The organism is Specibacter sp. BI4 (assembly GCF_056680095.1).
Window position 1 is genome coordinate 665,364 of record NZ_CM155265.1, and the last position, 21,638, is coordinate 687,001.

Annotated in this window: 22 protein-coding genes; 13 read left to right on the forward strand and 9 right to left on the reverse strand. The window is 65.0% G+C overall.

The features are described from left to right. Nucleotides 1–11: 11 nt before the first annotated feature. The 5 genes from AC1L6K_RS03100 to AC1L6K_RS03120 are packed head-to-tail and all read left to right on the forward strand — an operon-like array spanning nt 12 to nt 4,455. Nucleotides 12–1,013 carry a proline racemase family protein gene (locus AC1L6K_RS03100; protein ID WP_480951273.1) on the forward strand — a complete coding sequence of 334 codons (1,002 nt, stop codon included), beginning with the start codon at nt 12–14 and terminating at the stop codon, nt 1,011–1,013. Continuing rightward, the gene (locus AC1L6K_RS03105; RefSeq protein WP_480951274.1) at nt 1,010–2,299 is read left to right on the forward strand and encodes an aconitase X; all 1,290 of its coding nucleotides are present in this window, start codon (nt 1,010–1,012) and stop codon (nt 2,297–2,299) included. The genes AC1L6K_RS03100 and AC1L6K_RS03105 overlap by 4 nt, the downstream gene beginning before the upstream one ends. Then, nucleotides 2,280–2,777, forward strand: coding sequence for an aconitase X swivel domain-containing protein (locus AC1L6K_RS03110; protein ID WP_480951275.1), 498 nt, complete (start codon nt 2,280–2,282; stop codon nt 2,775–2,777). The genes AC1L6K_RS03105 and AC1L6K_RS03110 overlap by 20 nt, the downstream gene beginning before the upstream one ends. Beyond that, nucleotides 2,774–3,727, forward strand: coding sequence for an ornithine cyclodeaminase family protein (locus AC1L6K_RS03115; RefSeq protein ID WP_480951276.1), 954 nt, complete (start codon nt 2,774–2,776; stop codon nt 3,725–3,727). Before AC1L6K_RS03110 ends, AC1L6K_RS03115 begins: the two co-directional genes overlap by 4 nt. Before the next feature lie 59 nt (nt 3,728–3,786). Continuing rightward, a complete protein-coding gene (locus AC1L6K_RS03120) occupies nt 3,787–4,455 on the forward strand; it encodes a GntR family transcriptional regulator (RefSeq protein WP_480951277.1) in 669 nt (222 codons plus the stop codon). Between the two features lie 38 nt (nt 4,456–4,493). On the opposite strand, the gene AC1L6K_RS03125 is transcribed toward AC1L6K_RS03120, so the two are convergent. Together AC1L6K_RS03125 and AC1L6K_RS03130 are read right to left on the reverse strand one after the other, a co-directional pair. Then, complete coding sequence (locus AC1L6K_RS03125) at nt 4,494–5,813, reverse strand: uracil-xanthine permease family protein (protein WP_480951278.1); 1,320 nt, start codon at nt 5,811–5,813, stop codon at nt 4,494–4,496. Nucleotides 5,814–5,881: 68 nt separating this feature from the next. Next, nucleotides 5,882–6,193, reverse strand: coding sequence for an ArsR/SmtB family transcription factor (locus AC1L6K_RS03130; RefSeq protein ID WP_480951279.1), 312 nt, complete (start codon nt 6,191–6,193; stop codon nt 5,882–5,884). Nucleotides 6,194–6,246: 53 nt separating this feature from the next. On the opposite strand from AC1L6K_RS03130, the gene AC1L6K_RS03135 reads away from it, so the two are divergent. Continuing rightward, complete coding sequence (locus AC1L6K_RS03135) at nt 6,247–7,170, forward strand: cation diffusion facilitator family transporter (protein WP_480951280.1); 924 nt, start codon at nt 6,247–6,249, stop codon at nt 7,168–7,170. Between the two features lie 56 nt (nt 7,171–7,226). Here the strand turns inward: AC1L6K_RS03135 and pgm are convergent, their stop codons facing one another. Further along, entirely contained in the window at nt 7,227–8,870 is a 1,644-nt protein-coding gene (gene pgm / locus AC1L6K_RS03140; RefSeq protein WP_480951281.1) for a phosphoglucomutase (alpha-D-glucose-1,6-bisphosphate-dependent), read from the reverse strand. Between the two features lie 167 nt (nt 8,871–9,037). Here pgm and AC1L6K_RS03145 point away from each other — a divergent pair, with 167 nt between their 5' ends. Further along, entirely contained in the window at nt 9,038–9,625 is a 588-nt protein-coding gene (locus AC1L6K_RS03145) for a DUF4190 domain-containing protein (protein WP_480951282.1), read from the forward strand. Nucleotides 9,626–9,716: 91 nt separating this feature from the next. Here the strand turns inward: AC1L6K_RS03145 and AC1L6K_RS03150 are convergent, their stop codons facing one another. After that, entirely contained in the window at nt 9,717–11,195 is a 1,479-nt protein-coding gene (locus AC1L6K_RS03150; RefSeq protein ID WP_480951283.1) for a peptide MFS transporter, read from the reverse strand. A 101-nt stretch (nt 11,196–11,296) separates the two neighbouring features. On the opposite strand from AC1L6K_RS03150, the gene AC1L6K_RS03155 reads away from it, so the two are divergent. From AC1L6K_RS03155 to AC1L6K_RS03165, 3 genes are all read left to right on the forward strand, one after another. Next, nucleotides 11,297–11,623, forward strand: coding sequence for a rhodanese-like domain-containing protein (locus AC1L6K_RS03155; RefSeq protein WP_480951284.1), 327 nt, complete (start codon nt 11,297–11,299; stop codon nt 11,621–11,623). Nucleotides 11,624–11,674: 51 nt separating this feature from the next. Next, a complete protein-coding gene (gene pheA / locus AC1L6K_RS03160) occupies nt 11,675–12,616 on the forward strand; it encodes a prephenate dehydratase (RefSeq protein ID WP_480951285.1) in 942 nt (313 codons plus the stop codon). Between the two features lie 176 nt (nt 12,617–12,792). Next, nucleotides 12,793–12,966 (forward strand): hypothetical protein, encoded by a 174-nt coding sequence (locus AC1L6K_RS03165; protein WP_480951286.1) that lies wholly within the window; start codon nt 12,793–12,795, stop codon nt 12,964–12,966. Between the two features lie 12 nt (nt 12,967–12,978). Here the strand turns inward: AC1L6K_RS03165 and AC1L6K_RS03170 are convergent, their stop codons facing one another. After that, nucleotides 12,979–14,046 carry a diacylglycerol/lipid kinase family protein gene (locus AC1L6K_RS03170; RefSeq protein ID WP_480951287.1) on the reverse strand — a complete coding sequence of 356 codons (1,068 nt, stop codon included), beginning with the start codon at nt 14,044–14,046 and terminating at the stop codon, nt 12,979–12,981. 51 nt (nt 14,047–14,097) lie between these two features. On the opposite strand from AC1L6K_RS03170, the gene serS reads away from it, so the two are divergent. Both serS and AC1L6K_RS03180 read left to right on the forward strand, forming a co-directional pair. After that, nucleotides 14,098–15,375 carry a serine--tRNA ligase gene (gene serS / locus AC1L6K_RS03175; protein WP_480951288.1) on the forward strand — a complete coding sequence of 426 codons (1,278 nt, stop codon included), beginning with the start codon at nt 14,098–14,100 and terminating at the stop codon, nt 15,373–15,375. A gap of 140 nt (nt 15,376–15,515) precedes the next feature. Next, a complete protein-coding gene (locus tag AC1L6K_RS03180; RefSeq protein ID WP_480951289.1) occupies nt 15,516–16,361 on the forward strand; it encodes an HAD family hydrolase in 846 nt (281 codons plus the stop codon). Nucleotides 16,362–16,501: 140 nt separating this feature from the next. Here the strand turns inward: AC1L6K_RS03180 and AC1L6K_RS03185 are convergent, their stop codons facing one another. The 3 genes from AC1L6K_RS03185 to AC1L6K_RS03195 all read right to left on the reverse strand — a co-directional run bounded on the left by AC1L6K_RS03185 (nt 16,502) and on the right by AC1L6K_RS03195 (nt 18,484). Continuing rightward, nucleotides 16,502–17,194 (reverse strand): hypothetical protein, encoded by a 693-nt coding sequence (locus tag AC1L6K_RS03185; RefSeq protein ID WP_480951290.1) that lies wholly within the window; start codon nt 17,192–17,194, stop codon nt 16,502–16,504. After that, on the reverse strand, nt 17,166–17,792 hold the full coding sequence (locus AC1L6K_RS03190) for a hypothetical protein (RefSeq protein ID WP_480951291.1): 627 nt from the start codon (nt 17,790–17,792) through the stop codon (nt 17,166–17,168). The genes AC1L6K_RS03185 and AC1L6K_RS03190 overlap by 29 nt, the downstream gene beginning before the upstream one ends. Nucleotides 17,793–17,992: 200 nt before the next feature. Continuing rightward, nucleotides 17,993–18,484, reverse strand: a complete 492-nt coding sequence (locus AC1L6K_RS03195) for an inorganic diphosphatase (RefSeq protein WP_480951292.1) — start codon at nt 18,482–18,484, stop codon at nt 17,993–17,995. Nucleotides 18,485–18,667: 183 nt separating this feature from the next. Between AC1L6K_RS03195 and AC1L6K_RS03200 the strand changes: the two genes are divergently transcribed. Continuing rightward, nucleotides 18,668–20,140 carry a D-alanyl-D-alanine carboxypeptidase/D-alanyl-D-alanine-endopeptidase gene (locus AC1L6K_RS03200; RefSeq protein WP_480951293.1) on the forward strand — a complete coding sequence of 491 codons (1,473 nt, stop codon included), beginning with the start codon at nt 18,668–18,670 and terminating at the stop codon, nt 20,138–20,140. A 21-nt stretch (nt 20,141–20,161) separates the two neighbouring features. Here AC1L6K_RS03200 and AC1L6K_RS03205 read toward each other — a convergent pair whose 3' ends face one another. After that, nucleotides 20,162–21,610, reverse strand: a complete 1,449-nt coding sequence (locus AC1L6K_RS03205) for a CotH kinase family protein (RefSeq protein WP_480951294.1) — start codon at nt 21,608–21,610, stop codon at nt 20,162–20,164. Nucleotides 21,611–21,638 lie beyond the last annotated feature (28 nt).

Below are 21,638 nucleotides of genomic sequence, written 5' to 3' on the forward strand. Positions count from 1 at the left end.
GGAAGCCGCCAATGCGCTCCAAAAGGGTGTTTCACGCCGTCGACTCCCACACCGAGGGGATGCCCACCCGGGTCATCACCGGCGGTGTGGGCACCATCCCCGGCGCCACCATGGCAGAACGCCGCCAGTGGTTCATGGAGAACAGCGACGACATCCGGACCCTGCTCATGTTTGAACCCCGCGGGCACGCCTCCATGAGCGGCGCCATCCTGCAGCCGCCCACCCGGGCGGACGCCGACTACGGGGTGCTGTTCATCGAGGTCTCGGGGCTGCTGCCCATGTGCGGGCACGGCGCCATCGGCGTGGCCACCGTGCTGGTGGAAACCGGCATGGTCCCGGTCCAGGAGCCTGTCACCACCATCCGGTTGGACACCCCGGCCGGGCTGGTCGTGGCGGAGGTGCACGTGAAAAACGGGGCGGCGGCGTCGGTCACCATCACCAACGTCCCATCCTTCTCGCTGGCCCTGGACCAGTCGGTGGACGTGCCCGGGCATGGAGCAGTCCGGTACGACATGGCGTTCGGCGGAAACTTTTATGCCGTCGTCGACCTTGAGGAACTCAAGCTGCCGTTTGAGCGGGGCGCCAAGGACCAGCTGCTGGCCGCGGGGCTGGCCGTCATGGCCGCCATCAACGAGCACAACCCGCCCGTGCACCCGGAACGTGCGGACATCCACGGCTGCCACCACGTCTACCTCAAGGCGCCCGGCTCCACCGCGGCCCATTCCCGCCACGCCATGGCCATCCACCCGGGCTGGTTCGACCGCTCGCCCTGCGGCACCGGCACCAGCGCGCGCATGGCCCAGCTGCACGCCCGCGGCGAACTGGCACTGGACACCGACTTCATCAACGAGTCCTTCATCGGCACCAAGTTCACCGGCCGGGTCATCGGGGAAACCACCGTGGGCGGGCTGCCCGCCGTCATCCCCACCATCACGGGGCGCGCCTGGGTGACGGGGATGGGCCAGTACCTGCTGGACCCGGACGATCCCTTCCCGGCAGGGTTCCTGCTGTGAGCGGGCCCGGCGTGAGCGGCGCGAAGCTGGTCCTCACCCCTGAGGAAACTGCCATGCTCGATGGCGGCCGCGGCCCGGGAACTGCCATGGCCATGCGCATCGTGGTGGCCGTGGCGGGCGTGCTGGGCGCCGACAGGCTCATGCCCGTCACGAACGCGCACATCGACAGCTGCCTCTACCACGGCCGGGCCGGGCTGGACTTTGCCCAAAAGCTGGCGGACCTCGGTGCGAAGGTCGCCGTCCCCACCACGCTGAACACCAGCTCCCTTGACCTGCTGCACCCCGGCCTCGTCCGCCTGCCGCCCAGCGAGGCGGTGCCGGCGCGCGCCCTCATGGACGCCTACCGGACCCTCGGCGCCCGCGCCACGTGGACGTGCGCGCCCTACCAGTCCACCGAACGACCCGCCTTTGGCGAAAACATCGCCTGGGCCGAATCCAATGCCATCGTCTTTGCCAACTCCGTCCTCGGCGCCCGCACCGAACGCTACGGCGACTTCCTGGACATCTGTGCCGCCGTCACCGGCCGCGTGCCCCACGCCGGACTGCACCTGGGCGAACACCGGCTGCCCGCCGTCGAGCTTGACTGCTCGCAACTGTCCGCCGCAATGCTGGGGCACGAGGCCGTGTGGGCCGCCCTGGGCGGGGTGGTGGGGCGCCTGGCGGGGGAGCGGATCCCGCTGCTGACAGGCATCGACCCGCAGGCTGCGGATGAGGACAAGCTCAAGGCCTTCGGCGCCACGGCGGCCTCCTCCGGCGGCGTGGCCCTGTTCCACATCGCCGGCGTGACCCCCGAGGCGCTCGCCGCCGGCTGGGGCGCGGACGGGGCCCTCAAAACGGAAGCCATTACGCCCGCCATGGTGCGTGCCATGCGCGATGAACTGACGACGGCGGATCCCGCCGCGCCGCTGGATGCCATCGCCCTGGGCACACCGCACTTTTCGACGACCGAATTCAGCCAGCTTGCGGGTCTGCTCCACGGAAAGGCATCCTTCAGCCCGGGCTGCACCGTGTGGATCAACACCTCCCGCGAGGTCCTCGCGCAGGCCCGCGAGGCCGGGCATGCCCAGGCCGCCGAGGACCGCGGCGCCCGGATCGTGGTGGACACCTGCACCTACATCACCCCCATCCTGGCCCCGGAGGAACATGCCGTCATGACACCCTCGGGCAAGTGGGCCTGGTACGCGCCCATGAACCTTGGCGTGGACATCATCTTCGGCACGACGGCCGAATGCGTCGACTCCGCCATCGCGGGAAAGGTGGTCCGCCATGACGGGCAATGGACCTGAAACATCCTTCACCGGGACCACCCTGTGTGCCGGTGCCGGCTCCGGCATGCTGCTGGCACTGGACGAACCGCTCTCCTTCTGGGGCGGCACCGACAGGAACACCGGCGAAATCATCGACACCCACCACCCGCAGCGCGGCATGCTGCTGGGCGGCACGGTCCTGCTGATGGCTGCCTCGCGCGGTTCCAGTTCGTCGTCGTCGGTCCTGGCCGAACAGCTCCGGGCAGGTGTGGGGCCGGCCGCCATCGTGCTCACGGCACGGGACGCCATTGTCTGCCTTGGCGTGCTGGCTGCGGCGGAACTCTACGGGTGCCAAACCCCGGTGGTGCTGCTGACGCAGGCCGACGCCGATACACTGGGCCGCAGCGCAGGCCCGGCCCACGTGTCGGTGACGGCCGCGCCGGACGGGAGCGCCGCCGTCGTACTGTCCCTGAAACCCCAGGGCTTGCCCGAACCCCAAACATTAGGACAACCATGACACTGCCCTACCTTGACGCTGCACAGCTGCAGGAACTGCTCAAGCCCGTGATTGCCGTGGCCGCCCTCGAGGGGGCGCTGCGCGGCGGCCTGGATCCGGAGCTCGATTCGCCCCGCCTGTTTGCGCCGCTGGATGCCGGGGAATTCCTGCTCATGCCTGCCCAGTCGGCCAAGTATGCCGGGATCAAGGTGGCCACCGTGGCGCCCGGAAACCCCGTCCAGGGGCACCCGAAAATCCAGGGCACCTACCTGCTGCTGGACAAGGCAACCCTGGCACCGTTGGCCGCCATGGACGGGGCCGAGCTGACGCTCATCCGCACGCCCGCCGTCACCGTCATGGCCGTCAAGGCACTGCTGGCACTGCGCGGCGCGTCCTCCGCGGGCACCGTTGTGGTGCTCGGGACCTCGCTGCAGGCGGACCGGCACATTGAGGCGCTCGCGGCGGTGTGCGGGATTGAGTCGCTGGTGGTCGCGGGGCGCCGCCGCGAGGGTGCCCAGGCGTTGGCGGACAAGTGGGCCGCGACGGGGATGCCCGCACGGGCCGGCGGCCCGGATGACATTGCCGGCGCCGACACCATCATCTGTGCCACCTCCTCGCAGGTGCCTGTCTTTGACGGGGCGCTTCCCGGCGATTCCGCCGTCGTGGCGGCCATTGGATCCCACGGCCTGGACGCCCGGGAGATCGACCCCGTCCTGGCCCGCCGGGCGGACGTGGTGGTTGAGGGCAGGGCCTCGGCGCTGCGCGAGGCGGGGGACTTGATTCCGGCACGGTCCGCCGCGGAATGGGAGCAGCGGGGGCTGGCCACGCTGTCGGACCTGGTGTCCGGACGGTTTGCCCCTGCAGCCGGGCGGCCGTTGCTGTACACGGGTGTTGGCATGTCGTGGGAGGACATCGTGGTGGCCGGGCGCGCCTTTGAAGCTTGGAACGATTTGGGGATTCCCGTGCACTAAAATGTCATATTACAGTGGGGGATTTTCCCGGTTCCGGGGCCCGTGAGGAATGGAGAGTCATGAACACGCAAACACCATCGCACCTGACCATGGTCAAGAAAAACGTGAGTCTGCGTGAAACCGTGACCCTGGCACTGCGGGCCGCCGTCATTTCCGGCGAGATGAAGCCCGGAGAGGTGTATTCCGCCCCCGTCCTCGGCAAGCGCTTCGGTGTCTCGCCCACCCCCGTCCGCGAGGCCATGCTCGACCTGGCCAAGGAGGGGCTCGTGACATCGCTGCCGAACAAGGGCTTCCGCGTCACCGAAGTCTCCGACGAGGACCTGGATGAAATCACTGCCCTGCGCCTGCTCATCGAACCGCCCATCGTCCATCAGGTCACGCCCCTGATTGACGACGCCGGACTGGCCCGCCTGCGCGTGATGGCGAACGCCATCGTGGGCTTCGCCGTCTCCGGCGACCTGATCCAGTACACGGAAGCCGACCGGGCGTTCCATATTGCGATCCTTGAGTACAGCGGCAACAAGCGCCTGATTGCCCTGATTTCAGAGCTGCGCTCCCATACCCGGCTGTTGGGGCTGGCGCCCCTGGCCGCTGCGGGCAAGCTGCGCGACGCGGCGCTGGAACACGTGGCGCTGGTGGACCTGATCGCCGCCGGCAAGGCTGCGGAGGCGCAGGAACTGATGACGATGCACATAGGCCATGTCCGCACCGACTGGGCCAAGCACTAGCCGCACGATCCCATGCCTTGCCCTGGCGGCAGGGGAGCTTAAGACTTCCTGAGGGAGATTCCGGCGGGCTGATCGTCGGGGTCCAGGGGATTGGCGGCCGTGCCGCGCCACTTCGCCAGGGCGCTCATGCCGTGGTAGATGATCAGTGCGGCCGCGGTGCCCAGCGCAATGCCTTCAAAGCTGAGGGTTCCGACGTTCCAGGTGAAGTTGGCGATGCCGATGATCAGCGCGACGGCGGCCGTGGTCAGGTTGATGTTATTGGAGAAGCTGACCTTGTTCTGCACCCAGATGCGCACACCGAGCACGCCGATCATGCCGTAGAGCAGGGTTGCCGCGCCGCCGAGGACGCCGACGGGGACGGTGGCGATGAGCTCGCCGAACTTCGGGGAGAAGCTCAGGACCAGGGCCGCGATGCCGGCCACATAGTAGGCGGCGGTGGAGTACACCTTGGTGGCGGCCATGACGCCAATGTTTTCCGCGTAGGTGGTGGTGCCGGAGCCGCCGCCGAAGCCTGCCAGGGTGGTGGCGACGCCGTCGGCGATGATGGCGCGGCCGGCGTAAGGATCAAGGTCCTCGCCGGTCATGAGCGCCACCGACTTCACATGGCCAATGTTCTCGGCGACCAGCACCAGGACAACCGGGATGAACAAACCCAGCACGGCAAAGTGGAACGTGGGGGTCTGGAAGTGCGGCAGGCCGATCCATGCTGCCGAATCGATCTTGGAGAAGTCCACCTCATTGCGCAGCACGGCCACGAAATAGCCAACCACAACGCCGACCAGGATGGCCAGGCGGCCCAGGATGCCGCGGAACAGCACGCTCACAAGGATGATCACGAGCAGTGTCACGAGCGCCGTGATGGGCGCCTTTTCAAAGTTGGCGCGTGCGGACGGGGCAAGGTTCAGGCCGATCAACGCCACGATGGTGCCGGTCACCGGGGCCGGCATGAGCCGGTTGATCCACGAGGCGCCAAACTTCTGCACAACCAGGCCCAAAACAGCGAGCGTCACGCCGGCAACGACCACGCCGCCGAGCGCCCCGGCAACGCCGAACTGCTGCTGTGAGGCCATGATGGGGGCGATGAAGGCAAAGCTGGAACCCAGGTAGCTGGGCACGCGTCCGCGGGTCAGGACCAGGAAGAACAAGGTGCCGATGCCGGAGAAGAACAGTGTTGTTGCCGGCGGCATGCCCGTGATCAGGGGGACCAGGAACGTGGCGCCGAACATGGCCACCACGTGCTGCAGGCCGATGCCGATGGTCCGGGGCCAGCTCAACCGCTCGTCGGGGGTGACAACCTCCCCTGGTGCGATGGTCTTGCCGTCGCCGTGAACTTTCCATTTAGTGCCCAGCAAACTCATCCGCTTCTCCGATTTCCGCCCTCACACGTGCGCGAGGCCCGCGGATAAGAATATCGGAGTGCATGCGGTCATGGGTGCGGCACGTGCCCTTCGGCGGTCAGAAGCACGACGCCGAGCAGGTCGTTGAGGGCGTGTGCCAGGTCCGGATGGGCCAGCTCATACCGGGAGCGGCGGCCCTCCGGGATGGCAACGGCCAGCCCGCACTCCCGCAGGCAGGAGAGGTGGTTGGAGATGCTCTGCCGTGAAACGCCCAGATTGACGGCAAGATCCGCGGGATACTGCGGTTCCCTGGCCAGGCCCATGAGAATCTCAGCCCTGGTGGGGTCGGAAAGCGCATAGCCGAAGCGGGCCAGAACTGCTGCGTTGCTAATGGGCTTCATTCTCAATATCATACAGCATTTGATGAATTCAGCGTTCGATGTACTATTGAACCATGTCTGGTCACAATCACTCCCACGCGGGCGCCCCCGGCGACAGCCACCAGGGCCGCATTGCCGTTGCGCTGGGAATCACGCTGGTGGTGTTTGCCTTCCAGGTCATCGGCTCCATCCTGACCGGCTCGCTGGCGCTGCTCTTTGACTCGGCCCACGTCCTCACCGACGCCGGGGGGCTGGCCATGGCGCTGCTGGCCGCGCGCCTGATGACCCGCCCGGCAACCAGCAAACGCACCTGGGGATTTGCCCGTGCGGAGGTGCTTGCCGCCACGGCGCAAGCCGCGGTGCTTCTCGCCGTCGGGCTCATTGTTTTGGTTGAAGGCGTGCAAAGGCTTTTCAGGCCCACCGACATCGCCTCCGATGAGATGATCGTTTTCGGGGCCATCGGCCTGCTCGGCAACATCGTGTCCATGTTTGTGCTGATGGGCGGGCGCAGCAAGAACTTCAACATGCGCGCCGCGTTCCTGGAGGTCGTGAACGACGCGCTCGGCTCCGTGGCCGTGATCGTGGCCGCGATCGTGATTTCAACAACCGGCTGGATGCAGGCCGACGCAGTGGTGGCCATGCTCATTGGCGCCTTGATCCTGCCGCGCACCGTGAAGCTGTTGCTGGAGACCATCAGCGTCCTGCTTGAGTCGACGCCGTCGGGCCTTGACCTGGACGAAGTCCGCAGCCACATCCTGGGCATCGATCACGTGCGCAGCGTCCATGACCTGCACGCAAGCCAGATCGCCACGGGCCTGCCCATCCTGTCGGCCCACGTGGTGGTTGACGACGAATGCTTCCACGACGGTCACGCCCCGCAAATGCTCGACGCGCTCCAGACCTGCGTCGCGGGCCACTTCAAGGTCAGCATCGAGCACTCAACGTTCCAGCTCGAGCCGGCAGGCCACTCCGACCACGAAATCGGCGCCCACCACTAGTTGCCGGATCGGCATTTTTCGGGGGACTATCCGACTCCTCGGCCGGAACTGTGGCGCTAGGAGATGACGCCGTCCACGAGCGCCTTCGCCTCGGCCTGGACCAGGGCCAGGTGCTCGTCGCCCTTGAACGACTCGGCGTAGATCTTGTACACGTCCTCGGTGCCGGAGGGGCGTGCCGCGAACCAGGCATTTTCGGTGGTGACCTTCAGACCGCCGATGGCTGCCCCGTTGCCGGGTGCCTCCGTCAGCTTGGCGGTGATGGTTTCACCGGCCAGCGAGGTGGCGGTGACGTCGGCCGCGGACAGCTTGCCGAGTGCCGCTTTTTGCTCGCGGGTTGCAGCCGCGTCAATGCGGGCGTACGACGGCGCCCCAAAGCGGTCTGTCAGGTCACTGTAGTGCGCGGACGGTGACTTGCCGGTGACGGCCGTGATTTCAGAGGCGAGCAGGGCCAACAGGATGCCGTCCTTGTCGGTGGTCCAGACGGATCCGTCCTTCTTCACGAAGGAGGCGCCTGCCGATTCCTCGCCACCGAACACGCCTTCGCCGGAGAGCAGTCCCGGTACGAACCACTTGAAGCCGACGGGGACCTCGACGAGCTGGCGGCCAAGATCGGCTGCCACCCTGTCAATGATGGACGAGGACACCAGCGTCTTGCCCACACCGGCGGTGGCGGGCCACTGCGAACGGTGCGTGTACAGGTACTGGATGGCGACGGCCAGGTAATGGTTGGGGTTCATCAGCCCGGCGTCGGGGGTGACGATGCCGTGGCGGTCGGCGTCGGCGTCGTTCCCCGTGGCAATGTCATAGGGCGCGCCGGCCTTGAGCTTGTTGATCAGCGAGGCCATCGCCGACGGTGAGGAGCAGTCCATGCGGATCTTCTCATCCCAGTCCAGCGTCATGAACGCCCACTGCGGATCAACAGTGGGGTTGACCACCGTCAGGTCCAGGTGGTGCCGTTCGCCGATCTCGCCCCAATAGTCAACGGAGGCCCCGCCCATCGGGTCGGCGCCGATGCGCACGCCGGCGGCGCGGATGGCGTCCAGGTCCAGGACCGAGGGAAGGTCGTCAACGTAGCCGGAGAGGAAATCAAACTTGCCCGTGGTGGAGGCGGCCATGGCCTCTTTCAGCTGCACCCGGTGCACGCCGCGCAGGCCGTCTTCCAGAAGTTCATTGGCACGGTTCGCGATCCAGCCGGTGGCGTCGGAATCGGCCGGGCCGCCGTGCGGGGGGTTGTACTTGAAACCGCCGTCGCCGGGCGGGTTGTGGGATGGAGTCACCACAATGCCGTCCGCCAATGCATCGGTGCGGCCCTTGTTGTGGCTGAGAATGGCGTGCGAAACAGCCGGGGTCGGTGTGTAGCCATGGCGGGCATCGATCAGTACTTCCACGCCGTTGCCGGCCAACACTTCGAGGGCCGTGTTTTGCGCCGGTTCGCTCAAGGCGTGCGTGTCCTTGCCCATGAACAGCGGGCCCGTGATGCCCTGTCCTGCCCGGTACTCAACAATGGCCTGTGTGATGGCTGCAATGTGGCCTTCGTTGAAGGAGGACTTTAGTGAGGAACCTCTGTGCCCCGAGGTACCAAAGGCGACACGCTGCGCCGGATCGCTGAGATCCGGGGTCAGGTCGTAGTACGCATCCAACAACGTGGACAGGTCAACAAGGTCTTGGGGAAGGGCAACAGTGCCCGCGCGGCTAGCCATGCTCACAGCATGCCAGAGCGGGAGCACATTTGGCACCCGCTGACCATACTGTGAACTATATTTCGGGCGACTTCTCCGTCGGGCTGCGAATGCTGCACTACGATGGGAGGCAACTTTACCTCGTACGTTTCCCGCACTTCGGGAACAATTTCCAGCAGGAGCCAGCAGTGTCGAATCAACCGGACCAGCCACAGCCCTATACGGGACAGCCCGACGATTACACGCCCCCGGGTTACAACGCCCCACCTGTGCCGCCGTATCAGGAAGCCCAGTACCAGGCGCCCCAGTACCAGGCACCCCAATACCAGGCGCCCCAGTACCAGGCACCCCAATACCCAACACCGCAGTACCCGGCCCCGGCGTCGCAGGGCACGTACAACGGCCAGAACCAGCAGTTCCAGGCTCCGCCGGCTTCCGCGTACGGCCAGCAGTACCCGAACCCGCAGGGTCCGCAGTACGCCGCACCAACCTACTACCAGGGCGGCCCGGGCTACTTGGAGGTCAACAGCGGCCCGCGCGGACTGAGCCTGACCAGCATGATCATTGGCCTGGCATCGCTGGTGGTGGGTTTTGGATTCTTCCTGATCCCACAGATCGTGGGAGTCATCCTGGGCCACCTGGGCTTGCGCCGGGAGAACCCGCAGGGTCGCGCCTTCGCCATCACCGGCCTGATCACCAACTATCTGGCGCTGCTCATTTTTGGCGGGCTCTACGCCTTCATGTTCATTGGCATCATGGGATCCGGCTCCTACTAACGCCTTAACCCAAGCGGCACCCACACAACGCCAAAGCGAAGGGTGGGTGCCGCCGTCGTGCCTGAAGAAAGCGCTGCAGCACGGGAGGGTGCTACATGACGCCGGCCATCAGCTTCTTGATGGGCTTCTTGACCGCGAACAGCAGCACACCGAACACCATCGAGACCAGGCCGATGACAAGGAAGTACGGGGTCTCATTGGCGGGGTCGTACCACTGGGCCAGGACGCCCGACATGGCCGTGCCAAGCGACACGGACAGGAAGAACAACGCCACCATCTGGGTTTGGAATGCGGCGGGTGCCAGCTTCGTGGCCAGCGACAGGCCCACGGGGGAGAGCATGAGCTCCGCAACCGTGAACAGCAGCAGGATGAAGACAATGGCCATCATGGGCACTGAGGCCATGCCGGCGAACGGGATGAAGGACAGGTACGCCAGGCCCATCACAACAAGCGCCACCGAGAATTTCACGGGTGTGCCGGGCTGGCGCGGGCCCCACTTGGTCCAGACAGCCGCAAACACGCCGGCCAGGACGATGATGAACACCGGGTTGATGGAGGTCACCCAGCTGGCCGGGATCTCCCAGCCGAGGATGCTGCGGTCAAGGCGCTTGTCGGAGTACAGGGCGATGACTGTGAACTGCTGCTGGAACAGTGACCAGAACACGGCGCTGGCAAGGAACAGCGGCATGAATGAATACACGCGGCTGCGCTCGGCACCGGTCACTGTCTTGTTCGCAAGGATCACGGCAAAGTAGGCGATCGTGGCCAGAATGACGACGGCGACGATGACCCACTTGAGGTTCTCGGCCGTGATGAGCTTCAGGGCGACGGCTGCAATGATGAGCACGACGGCGGCACCGGCCAGGGCGCCGACCTTGCCGTACTGCGACTTGGGCAGCGGGTTGGCGATGCGGTGGGCGGACTCGGGCAGGTTCTTGCGTGTCAGACCGTACTGGAGCAAGCCGAAGCCCATGCCGACGGCCGCGGCGGCGAAACCGATGTGGAAGCCCCACGTGACCTGCAGCCAGCCAGTGGCCAACGGGCCGATGAGCCCGCCAATGTTGATGCCCATGTAGAAAATGGAGAAGCCGGCGTCGCGCCGGTCATCGTCCTTGGCGTACAGGGTGCCCACCAGGGACGTGGCGTTGGCCTTCAACCCGCCGGAGCCCACGCCGATGAGGATCAGCCCTGCGGTGAGGCCTGCCGCGCCGGGCAGCAAGGCCAGTGACAGGTGGCCCGCCATGATCATGATGGCACTGTAGAACAAGACCTTTTCCGAGCCCATCAGGCGGTCGGCAACCCAGGCGCCAAGAATGGTCGACAGGTAAACACCGCCGCCGTAGGCACCGACGATGCCCAGGGCGGTGCCCTCGTCAATGCCGAGACCGCCCCGGGTGACCGAGTAGTACATGTAGTACGCAAGGATCCCCTGCATGCCGTAGAAAGAGAACCGCTCCCACAGCTCAACGCTGAAGAGGTTCAGCAGCATCTTTGGCTGTCCGAAGAAGGATGTGTCGCGGGTGACTGGTGGTGCCTTGGCCGAATCGGCGGGGCTGTTTTGTGAACTCACAACACCAATTTTTGCACTACTGTCACAGATCGTCACATTCGGGTCCTGCGAACGGGGCTACCCTTAACGAGTATTGATCTTTAGCGCCAAGGAGAAAACACATGTCAGACATCATGAACGTCACCGTTTCCGAACTGGACGGGGATGCGGTGATCCTGGATGTCCGTGAAGACTATGAATGGGAAGCCGGGCATGTTGACGGCGCCATTCACATTCCCCTGGAGCAGCTTCCGGCACGCCTGGAAGAGCTTGACCCCGACGTTGACTTGAATGTCATCTGCCGGACCGGCGGGCGTTCCTTCCGGGCCACCACCTGGCTGAATCAAAACGGTTACAGCGCCTTCAACGTCGTTGGCGGCATGGGTGCCTGGTTTGAAGCCGAAAAGCCCATGGTTTCCACCACCACGGAAGCCCCCCGCGTCCTCTGACTCAGCGTGCCCTGATTCATTGTTCGCTTCAACATTTCAGACAGGTCCCCGATGATTTCCGTGCCCAATGATGCCGCCCTGCCCCTGACATTCCTTGGGCCGGAGGGGACTTTTACGGAGGCTGCCCTGCTGCAGGTTCCGGGTGCCGTGGACATGGCACGGGTTCCCTCGACGAACGCCGCCGCCGCCCTGGCCAAGGTGCGTGCCGGGGAAGCGTTTGCCGCGATGCTGCCCATCGAGAACTCCATTGAGGGCGGCGTGCCGGCAACCCTGGACGCCATTTCCAACGGCATGGAGCTGCGCATCCTCCATGAAGTGGTGGTGCCGGTGAGCTTTGTGCTCGTGGCCCCCGCCGGCGTCGGGCTGGCAGACATCACGGCCGTGGGCACCCACCCGCACGCCTGGGCACAAACACGCGACTGGTTTGGCGGACACCTGCCCCTGGCCAGCCATGTGCCGGCAAATTCGACGGCGGCTGCCGCCCACGCGCTGCTGACCGGCACCGACGCGTTCCAGGCTGCCGTGTGTGCCCCCCTGGTTGCCGAGCAAACCGGGCTGACCATTCTGGCCGCAGGCATCGAGGACAATCTCGGTGCCGTCACCCGGTTTGTGCTGGTGGGCCGGCCCGGCTCCCTGCCCGAACAGACGGGCGCCGACAAGACGACCCTGGCCATTCCGCTGCCCGAGGACCACCCCGGGGCGCTGATGGCCATTTTGGAGCAGTTTGCCAGCCGCGGCGTGAACCTGAGCCGCATTGAATCCCGGCCCACGGGACAGTTCCTGGGCCACTACATTTTTAGTGTCGATGTGGACGGTCACATCCGCGACGCCCGCGTGGCCGATGCCCTGCGGGGCCTGCACCGGGTCAGCCCCGACATGCGCTTCCTGGGGTCGTACCCGCGGGCTGACAAGCAGCCTCCGCTGATCCGCCCGTACAACTCGGATGCGGCGTTCGGCGACGCTTCAGCGTGGGTGGGCTCGCTGCTGGGATAGCTTCCCGACGGGCACGAATTCCATGGCCCACTTGTAATGTCATGGCCCCTTTGTGGGGCCTGGCCGCGGCGCGCCGCTTTCGCTGCGGGACGGGCAAGCCTATGCTTGGCGTATCTGAACGACAGCAGTTTTGGGTACCGAAACATTGGTCCCAACAGGGAAGAGGCGAATCAACCATGGATGCGCATGCAGTCAAGGGCAACAGCGGGGACGGCACCATCGTCAACCCCGGCCATTCCGGCGGCCGGGACACCTCGGTCGGGGACGAGGGCGACGACGCCAACGAACTGCGCTTTGACGAAGAGGAACGCCTCATCCGCGAACAGTCACAGCGCCCGGAAACGGACTGACCCGACGCAGCGTTATGCCGGGTTGTTTGGTGCGGCAACCCGCACCAACACCGCTTTGGGCTCCACACTGACCTTGACGGACGTGGCTGGTCCCGACGGGTCGCCGTCGATCTGTGTTTCCACCGGCATGACGGTGCGGATCGTCAGGTTCTGCGAACGGTAAAAGTCAATGACCGGCAAGTGGTTCTTGTGCTGGAACACGACCTTGCCCGCCATCGCCAGCCAGCCCAGGGCGCTGCGGGGGCTGACCACCACAATGTCGAGGACGCCGTCGTCAATCAAGGCGTTGGGCACAAAGTCGATGCCACCCGGGAGCAGTCCGCAGTTGGCAAACATGACCGAACGGACCTTGCGCTGCTGTGCCGGCTCGTCATCGAGTGCGATGCTCACCTTCTTGCGCGGCCCGGCCATGTGGCGCAGCCCCGCCTCGCTGTAGGCCAGCCAGCCGACATGCTGTTTCAGCTTGGAATTGGTGTCATTCATGACATCGGCATCCATGCCCAGCCCGGCAATGACCATGAAGGAATGCCTGGAAACAGAGCCGGTGACCTCGTTCTCGATCTCCATCAACCCGGCATCGATGTGGCGCTGGTGCCCAAACAAGGCAACCTGCACGCTGCCCGCAATGTCAGTGACATCCAAATGCAGATTGCGGGCCAGCAGGTTTCCGGTGCCCAGCGGGACAATGGCCAGGGGCACCTCGGTGTGGCGCAGGGTCTGGGCCACGGCGCGCACGGTTCCGTCGCCACCGCCCACAATGACGACGTCGGCCTTGGCCTCCAGCGCGGCCCCGGCCATGGCGAAGCCCGGGTCCTCGGCGGTGGTCTCCAGGAAAATGGGGGTGGGCCAGTCGGCCTTGGACACGGACCGGGTGATCAACGCCTTGGCGTCGCTGACCCCATTTTTGGTGGGGTTGAAGATGAACACCACCTGCTGCTTTGCCAGATGAATCTTGTGCGGGGAATCGCCCACGGCGCTGCGCGTGTGCTTCTGTGCGAGCTTGCGCACCCCCAGCCAGCTAATGGCAATAACGAGCACAAGGATGACCACAATAATGGCGAAAAGGAGTTCAGTTGGCATGATTCACCAACCATATCCCGTGAAGTTGCATTGATTCGATAGGCTTAGGGCGTGATCGATGTACGAGACCTCTGCGAAAATCCCGAAATTTACCGAGCCAGCCAGCGTGCGCGCGGTGCCGAACCGTCTGTGGTGGACGCCATCATCGCCGCCGACAGCTCCCGGAAGTCGGCGATCAGCTCTTTTGAGGCATTGCGGGCCGAACAAAATGCCTTCGGCAAGAAGGTGGCCAAGGCCAAGGGCGAGGAAAAGCAGGCCCTCCTCGCCGAGGTCAAGGAACTGTCTGCCGCTGTCAAGGCAGCCGGAGCCGCCTCCGACGCGGCCAGCGCCGAGCAGGATGTCCTGGTGCGCAGCCTTCCCAACCTTGTCGCCGACGGAGTCCCCGAGGGCGGCGAAGACGACTTTGTGGTGCTCAAGACGGTCGGCACACCCCGCGAATTCCCCGATTTCAAGCCCAAGGACCACCTTGAAATCGGCGAACTTATTGGCGCCATCGACATGGAACGCGGCGCCAAGGTCTCCGGATCGCGCTTCTACTTCCTCAAGGGAGTCGGCGCCCGCCTGGAAATGGCGTTGTTGCAGCTAGCCATGGACCAGGCCATCGAAGCCGGCTTCACACCCATGATCACCCCAACGCTCGTGCTGCCCGAAACCATGGCCGGCACCGGCTTTGACGTGGAGCACGACGCCGAGATCTACCGTCTCGCCGACGACGACCTGTACCTTGTGGGCACCTCCGAGGTGGCCCTGGCCGGGTACCACGGCAACGAGATCATCAAGGTGGACGAGCCAGTCCGCTACGCCGGCTGGTCCTCCTGCTACCGCCGCGAGGCAGGCTCGCACGGCAAGGACACGCGCGGCATCATCCGCGTGCACCAATTCAACAAGGTGGAAATGTTTGTCTACACCACTGTTGAAAAGGCCGCCGAGGAGCACCAGCGCCTGCTGGCCTGGGAAGAGGAAATGCTGGCCAAGGTTGAGCTGCCCTACCGTGTCATCGACACCGCGGCCGGCGACCTGGGCATGTCCGCGTCCCGCAAGTTCGACTGCGAGGCGTGGGTCCCCACCCAGGACGCCTACCGCGAACTGACGTCCACCTCCAACTGCACCACGTTCCAGGCCCGCCGCCTGAACATCCGCGAACGCCAGGTTGCCGAAGACGGCGGCAAGGGCAGCACCCGCGCCGTGGCCACGCTCAACGGCACGCTGGCCACCACGCGCTGGATCGTGGCCATCCTCGAACACCACCAGAACGCCGATGGTTCGGTGAATGTCCCTGTCGCCCTGCGCAAGTACATGGGCGGCCTGGAAGTGTTCCCGGTCCTGTAATTTCCAGGCCGCCTGCGGCCAGGATGAACGCCGGGGTTAATACTCACACTGTGCAAACAGCTGTGGGTATTAACCCGGCGTTCACGGCTTTAACAGCCAAAATATGTGCCATTGTCAGGCCACTCTGTTTCACTGGAGATATGACAATGACAGTTAATAATGTAATCTCCGGCATCGATGACCGGACCAATGAAACAACCAAGTACCTTGTTGCCCTTGACGTGGACGGCACACTTGTCGACCACGACGGCATCATGACAGACGACGTCCGTGACGCGGCGAAGGCCGTCATTGACGCGGGCCACCACGTCATCATCGCCACCGGACGCTCGCTCGGCGCGCTGCTTCCCATCGCGGAGATGCTCGGCCTGCGCAGCGGCTACGGAGTGTGCTCCAACGGTGGTGTGACCATCCGCCTTGACCCCGAACTGGCCGACGGATACGAGATCATCGAACGTGTGACGTTTGATCCGGCCCCGGCACTGAACGCCTTGCGCGAGGGCGTTCCAGGGGCCCGCTTCGCCCTTGAAGACCACGAAGGCAACTTCCTGTCGACTGAACGCTTCCAGGACGACAGTTTTGGCATCGAGGCCCGCGGCGTCGACTTCCAGCACCTGCTGCAGGCGAAGGCCGTACGGGTGGTCGTCAACAGTGCCGAGGCAACCACCCAGGAGTTCGCCGACGCCATTGCCGCAGCGGGCCTGCACGGAGTCACCTACGCCATCGGCTGGAGCGCCTGGCTCGACATTGCCGCCGAAGGCATCACCAAGGCGTCGGCACTCGAGGTGGTGCGCGCCTCGCTGGACGTGGACTGCACCCTGACGGTGGCCGTGGGCGACGGCTCCAATGACGTTGAAATGCTGCGCTGGGCAGCCCGCGGCGTAGCCATGGGACAGGCAGGGGACGATGTGAAGGCGGCCGCCAATGAGGTGACGGCATCCGTGTACGACGACGGTGTTGTCGCCGTCCTGCGCAGCCTGGTCTAGTCCCCACCCGCTCCCCAATTCCAGGTCGCTGGCGACCCGCCATTGGGGCCCCTCGCGGGCGTGGGCCCAGGACACCCGCTCCCCAATTCCAGGTCGCTGGCGACCCGCCATTGGGGCCCCTCGCGGGCGTGGGCCCAGAGTCAGTCCAACGTCGTTTTCGTGGTCAGCACGAAGGGAGGCAGGGCCTGGCCTGCGACATGTGCGGCGCCGGGGACCCGGGCATTCAGCATGGCGTGCTCGATGGCGTGGACGAGCATGGCGGGGTCGCCGGCGGATTCAAAGGTCCAAAAACCATCGACAGGCGGGCTGTCGGCAGCAGTGATGCGGTTGGGCTCGTGGCTGCCCTGGAAGACCACAGCCCAGCGGCCGCGCAGGCCGAGCCGTGTAAGCTCCTTGGCCGCCAGCAGGGTCGTTGGGCTGGAGCCGTCTTGGGTTGTCACGGCCCGGATGGAGGCAGGGTTGACCCGGTGCCACGGAAAAACGAGGACGCCCGTCATCTGCGCGTAGGAGGTCACGATCCCGCCGTCGAACACCAGAAGCTTGCGGAAGGCGTAGGCAAAGGTGAGGGCCCACAGCACCAGCCCCGTCAGGACGGAAACAATAATGAACTGGGGTATGTCCGCGAAACGGTCCGGCGTGCGGGTGGAGCGGGGGCCACCGATGAACTCGCCGATGACGCCGTAGATGAATCCGACGGCCAGGCAGGGCAGGAGCCAGCTCCACCGGACCCGCCGGGTTGAGGCGATGTACACAAGATTGCCCAGTCCGGGCCCAAGCCGCTTTTCAGCCCGGCGGACCATCCAGTTACGGCCGTCCACCGGGTCCTTTTCCATAGAGGTTGGGGAGGTTTGCGCGGGAGCGGGCATCGGCCTCAGCCTCGGCCCGAACGGCGGCTTCCTCACGGGCGATCAGTGCGGCGTCCATCACGGGGGGATGCCCCAGGGCAATGCCGGAGTCAAGGTCGAACGGAATGTAGTTGGCGTCGGGGACGTCGACGCCCTCCCAAAAGTCGATAATGTAAATAACAATGAAGATCGGCACGAACGACCAGATGATGGCCCGCCAGCCGCCAATCCACGGTCCTGAGATGGTGCCGTCCTTGACCCGCAAGCTGCGCATGCGCGCGGCACGGTCACCGAGCAGGCCCCACTTGCCCCAGATCATCCCGTATATGTACAGGGCCGGAAACCAGGACAAGGCGATCAAGACTATGAAGAAGTTGTCCCCGGGGGCAAGGCCCTGCAGGGCTGCACTGTTCTCCATGGCCACCTGCACCACGACCAGAAGCAGCGAGAACACCAAGAATGCCGCAAGGAACACAATGCCGTCCAGGACGCGGCCCCAAAACTGGCGGGCCCCGGTGGGCCGCACATAGTACTGCCCGGTCACGGTGAACTGCCACACCGGGCCGCCCGTGAGGGAGTCCAGCATCCGGGTCGGGCCTTTGAAATTGGAGTTCTTGGACATGCCTGCCTCAGGTGGAATTTATCGGACGTGGCAAGTCTAGGCTGACCCGCACAACGCCGCGATGGGCAGAACTGCCCCGCGCCCCTTCCCCAGGGGGAAAACAAAGGCGGCGCTCCCCGGGAAAGGGGGGCGCCGCCGTCGTGCTTAAGGCCTGGGTGTGTGAATCAGTGGCCTTCGGTTGCTTCGAAGCGCTTGATGGAGGCTTCCAATTCCGCCTCGGCGGCGGCGCGGTCGGCCCAGCCCTCGGCCTTGACCCACTTGCCGGGCTCCAGGTCCTTGTAACGGGTGAAGAAGTGCTCGATCTCCTTGACCAGGAATTCGTCCACGTCGGAGAGTTCCTGGATATGGTCAAAACGCTTGTCGTCAACGACACACAGCACCTTGGCGTCGCCGCCGCCGTCGTCGGTCATGTTGAACACGGCGATGGGGCGGGCGTCAACAACCACTCCGGGGTGCAGGTCAAAGTCCTGCAGCATGACGAGGGCGTCCAGCGGGTCGCCGTCTTCACCCAGCGTGTTGTCGAAGAAGCCGTAATGGGTGGGGTACGCCATGGAGGTGAACAGCACGCGGTCCAGGCGGACACGGCCTGTCTTGTGGTCAATTTCGTACTTGACGCGTGATCCGCGGGGGATCTCGATGGTGACGTCGTGCTTCATCGTTATGCTCCTCAATCATGGGGTGCGCGGCCGGACGCGGCCTTGCGCAGGAATTCCGTCTAGTATGAGGATATAGGCGCTTTCCTTGCGCTAAAAACCCGTCCGGAACTTCCGGGCATGATATTGCCCAAATCCTGCCCCCTTTACGGTGCCGGGACCAGTCGCGAAGGAACTGCCTGCCCTATGGGACGCACGTCTAAAGTATTGACGAGCGGTTTGCTGATTTGCGCATTGGCCGCCGTGAGTGTTCCGGCCGGCCTGCAGCTGGTCCCCGTCTTCCTGCCGCAGGATCCGGCCGCCGTGGCCGTCCTGCCCGCAGCCCAGGCGGCTCCCGCCTCCCTCGCTGAAGTCTCCGGCGTGGCCCCCCTGGATGCCACGGCGCCCCTGCCCGATGTGGACAAGCTGTCCGCCGGTTTGGGGAAGGCGTTGATGTTCGACGGCGAGGGCACGTTCAGCATGTACGTCACCGACGCCCTGACAGGCGAGGAACTGTTTTCCCAGGATGGCGAGGCGGCAAGGACCCCTGCCTCCAACCTGAAACTGCTCACCGCGGGCGCCGCGCTCAGGACCCTCGGCACCGACACCCGGTTCAGCACCCGGGCGGTGGCCGGCTCCAGCCCCAATGAGATTGTGCTGCTGGCAGGCGGTGACTCCCTGCTCACCTCCGGTGCCGGCGCGGAAGGCTCCGCCATGGGGCACGCCGGCCTTGCCACCCTGGCGGAGCAGACCGCCAAGGCGCTGGCCGGCGCCGGGGTCAAGGGACCGGCGACCCTGACCATTGACGACTCCTTGTTCACAGGACCCGCGCTGAACCCGAAATGGGCCGACGGTGATGTGGATGCCGGTGAAATTGCCCCGATCTTCCCAATGGCACTGTACGCAGGGCGTTTTTCCCCTGGGGTTTTGACCGGTCCGCGGCCACAGGATTCGTCCGTTGCCGTGGCGGAGGCGTTTGCGCAGGCGCTTGAGGATGCCGGGGTCGCCACTACGGGAGCCATCACCCGGGGCAAGGCTCCCGCCGCCACCGGCGATGCCGCGAGCCAGACCGGGCCGGCGCAGTCCGGATCTGTGACGTCAGGAGCCGTGCTGCCAGGCGCCGTGCTGGGTTCCGTGGAATCAGCCACCGTCGCCGAGCAGACCCAATACATGCTGTCCGAGTCGGACAACTACGTGGCGGAGGTTCTTGGCCGCATGGTCGCCGTGAAGCTGGGCAAGGCCGCAAGCAACACCGGCGCCGTGGCCGCCGTCCGCCAGGTGGCCGGCGGGCTGGGCATGCCCATGGACACCATTGCCACAACCGACAATTCCGGCCTGGCCGCGGGGAACCTGATCAGTGCCCAGCAGCTGGTGGAGATGCTGTCCCTGATGCTGGCAGACCCGGCATCAGACATTGGCCAGGCACTTCCCGGGCTTCCCGTCGCCGGCCTCACAGGGTCCCTGGAACACCGATTCGTGACGGCTCCGGCACTTGACGGTGCCGGACTGGTGCGTGCCAAGACGGGTTCCCTGAACCTTGTCACGTCCTTGTCCGGCTACGTCGTCAACTCCCAGGGACGCCTGCTGGTCTTTTCCGTCCTGGGCAACGGACTCACCGGCGGCGCCATTTCGGCCCGCCCGGTCCTCGACGCGGCCGCGGGCGTCGTGGCGTCGAGCTAGCGCTTGCGACGTTGCCGCACGTCATCCGGCCAGGGCCTTTTCCAGGGCCTCGCCGCGTTGGGTGATGAAGGTTCCCAGCGTCTTTGACTTCTCCGCAATCTCCGTCTCGGTCAAGCCGTCGCTGGCAGGTATCGACTCGGTGATGGAGGTCAGCAATGATTGTGCGGTTCCCTCGGCAAACACCTGGGTGTAGAGCTCCTGGTAGGCGGAGTCGTAGAGCTTCTTGAACGTGTCCGAGGCAAGGAAGCGGGTCTTGAGCGTGTTACCGCCCATCATTCTGCCCCCGGCACCTTCCTTGCCGCCGCCGGGCATTCCGGCTCCGCCCTTGCTGCCGCCACCCATGGACGCCGATTCGTCCGGACTGGCTGTGGCATTGCCGCTCAGGGCCAGGTTGAGGTCCCAGGAGATGACCGAGATCTTCTTCGTGGTCAGGTCGTAGCTGAGGTAGTAGTTTTGGCCGGGCCCGGCCATGTCGTCGGAGTTGGTCAGCAGGTTCTGTGTGGCTGTGTACTTGGCAAAGGAGTCCACGTCCACCCAGTTGGCCAGTTCGGAGTCAAAGGTGGCGTCGTCGGCCTCGTCCAACCATTTGAGGAAGTCAACGATGGGGGTGGCGTCCTGGGTGTCTGTTTTGTTGAGCTGCTTGAATTGGTCCTCATACACCGAGAGGTCGTCACCCTGGTAGCTGAAGCTTGATTCCGCGTCGGCCTTGAAGACGACGCTGTCGCCATCGTCGATGCTTTCCCCATAGGCCTCATCGGGATTCTCCAGCAACAGGCGCGTCTCGGTTGCCGAGCCATTCACCGAATATGTTGTGTAGGCGTAGCGCTGGGTGGACTGGCCAGTGGCTGCTGTCACCGAAAGCGCCAGCGCCTCGTTGATGACGGGGGTGCCCGGCCGGACGGCCAATTCGGTCAGGCCCTCATAGTCTGTGCCGTCAACGTACTTGTCGAAGCGGATCAGCAATGGCAGGGACGCCGGATCGTCCGCGGAGATGTCAGCAGAATCGCCCATGCCGCCGGGTGCGCCGCCCCCCATATTTGCCATATCCGTGGGCATGTCGGTGGGCATGTCTGTTGGCATGGTGCCGTCGGCTGCGCCGCCCGGGCCCATGCCGCCACCTGTGCCGCCAAGGTTTCGCAGTGTGGAGTTGCCCTTGAGCCTGACTCCGACGTTTTTGATCAGGGTTCCATCGATGGTGATGTCGGCGCTGATCCAGGCCTTGTCGGAATCGCTTTTGTAGGCCGCGATCATGGCGTCGTAGTCGGTTTCATCCCAGGTGAGACTGACCTCGTGGGAGGCATTGGCGTCGAACAGTTCGACGGCTCCGTTGACGGAGGTTCCTGCCGTGGCCGTGACAGCACCATCACCGGAGACGGAACAGCCGGACAGGGCCAGTGCGAGGACGGCCGCCGTCGCGGAGAGGGCCTTGGCCTTCTTGCGAATTTTTCTGAGGAACGGTGCTTTTGTCATGATGGTTGGTCCTTGGGTTGCGTTGGAA